This window comes from Pontibacterium sp. (assembly GCF_041587635.1).
Taxonomy (GTDB): domain Bacteria; phylum Pseudomonadota; class Gammaproteobacteria; order Pseudomonadales; family Balneatricaceae; genus Pontibacterium.
Genome location: NZ_JBFGYC010000690.1, coordinates 1 through 1,835, shown reverse-complemented (window position 1 = coordinate 1,835; position 1,835 = coordinate 1). Strand labels below are relative to the sequence as shown.

2 protein-coding genes are annotated in these 1,835 nt (G+C 49.1%); both read left to right on the top strand.

Annotation, left to right across the window (positions count from 1 at the left end; all coding sequences use genetic code 11):
• The first annotated feature begins 437 nt into the window (after positions 1 to 437).
• The gene (locus ABYW01_RS20765) at positions 438 to 1,421 is read left to right on the top strand and encodes a TRAP transporter substrate-binding protein (protein ID WP_372836432.1); all 984 of its coding nucleotides are present in this window, start codon (positions 438 to 440) and stop codon (positions 1,419 to 1,421) included.
• Positions 1,422 to 1,632: 211 nt separating this feature from the next.
• Positions 1,633 to 1,835: TRAP transporter small permease (locus tag ABYW01_RS20760; RefSeq protein ID WP_372836430.1), on the top strand; the 203-nt coding region annotated here is incomplete at its 3' end.

The following is a 1,835-nucleotide window of genomic DNA, read 5'->3' as shown; positions in this document are numbered from 1 at the left end:
TCACGTTTATACCACCTGAGTAACCGGAACGAGGGCCTGAACACTTTTTGCAAAGCCCACAGTGTAGGCCGTAAAGCGCCATATCGCATAGTGCATATGCACGTTATCGGCGGATACAGATCAATATTTAATACATTTATTTACAGTGGCTGTGCCTTGGGGAGCTTGATAGTTGGGTGGTTTTTCGCCAAACGATTGTTTGGAAATGGGTGGTATTCCACCCATAACTGGGGGCGGTTATGTCAGGGTTGTTTTGTTTTTCCTGTTTGTAACTCTATGAATAACAAGACTTAATGGAATAAGTAAACGCATGTTTTGAGAGTTGGCACCCTGTTTGCTGAATACATAGGTAATCATCATGCGCTCCCTCAAAGGATGACGCGGGTGACTTTGTCCAAACAAACAACGCTAATAAATCAAAAAACAGGAGATGCGTTATGCGTTTACTTACTGCTGCAGTGGCCTCTTTGGCTCTTATGGTTGGTGCTCAGACGGCTTCGGCTGCACCGGTTGAAATCAAGTTTTCTCACGTAGTGGCTGAAAACACCCCGAAAGGTCAGATGGCGATTAAGTTCAAAGAACTGGTCGATGAGCGTCTGGCAGGCAAAGTAGAAGTCAAAGTTTTCCCTAGCTCTCAGCTGTTCGGCGACAACAAAGTTTTGGAAGCGATGTTGTTGGGCGATGTGCAGATGGCTGCACCATCCCTGTCTAAATTCCAGAAATACACCAAGTCTCTGCAGGTGTTCGATCTGCCATTCCTGTTCAAGGATATGGATGCAGTAGAGCGTTTCCAGAAGGGCCCTGAAGGTCAGAAACTGCTGGGTGCTCTGCAGAAAAAAGGTCTGGTAGGTCTGGGTTACCTGCACAACGGCATGAAGCAGTTGTCTGCAAGCGCGCCGCTGAAATTGCCTGCTGATGCTTCAGGTAAAAAGTTCCGCATCATGACCTCTGACGTACTGCAGGCGCAGTTCGAAGCGGTTGACGCTGTGCCCCTGAAAAAGCCTTTCTCCGAAGTATTCACCCTGCTGCAGACCCGCGCAATCGACGGTCAGGAAAACACCTGGTCCAACATTTTTTCCAAGAAATTCTTCGAAGTACAGCCTTACATCACCGAATCTAACCACGGTGTTCTGGACTACCTGATTGTAACTTCCGCTGAGTTCTGGATGGGCCTGGATGACGATCTGCGTACCGAAATCAGCGCTGCGCTGAACGACGCGATTGCACACGGTAACCAGATTGCTGCGCAGAAAGCAGAATCCGACAAACAGGCGATCATCGATTCCAAGCGTTCCGAAGTGGTGAACCTGTCTGACGCTGAGCGCGCTCAGTGGGTGACTGCAATGAAGCCGGTTTGGAAGCAGTTTGAAGACGAAATTGGTGCTGATGTGATCAGCGCTGCTGAAGCGTCTAACCAGTAAGCTTCGGTCTGTCTTAGGGACGGGCCTGTCGGTCCGTCTCTGTCTGCAGCTATGCGTAGCTGTCGTAAGAGTTACCACATTTCATACCTTCATGCTCAGAGGAGAACTTCCCTCAGATGCTATGCATGTGAGTTGTCCTGTGAGTTCTATGTTCCTTCGGCGATAACGATAAGCGGTTAAGTCCAAGCAACCGCACGATAAGGGGGCCGTCATGATAAGAAAAGTGATTGATCATTTTGAGGAGAGTTTCCTCTCCCTGCTGATGGTGTCGATGACACTGTTGGTGTTTGCTGAGGTGGTTCTGCGCTTTGGCTTTAATACCGGTATTCACTGGGCGCAGGAAGTGACCCTGCTGATCGCTGCATGGTTTGTGCTTTACGGTGCAAGTTATGGGGTAAAAGTGGGTGCGCACAT

Excerpts from the sequence above, each read along its gene's own strand:
- ABYW01_RS20765 (WP_372836432.1), top strand. The coding sequence starts at position 438 with ATGCGTTTACTTACTGCTGCAGTGGCCTCTTTGGCTCTTATGGTTGGT.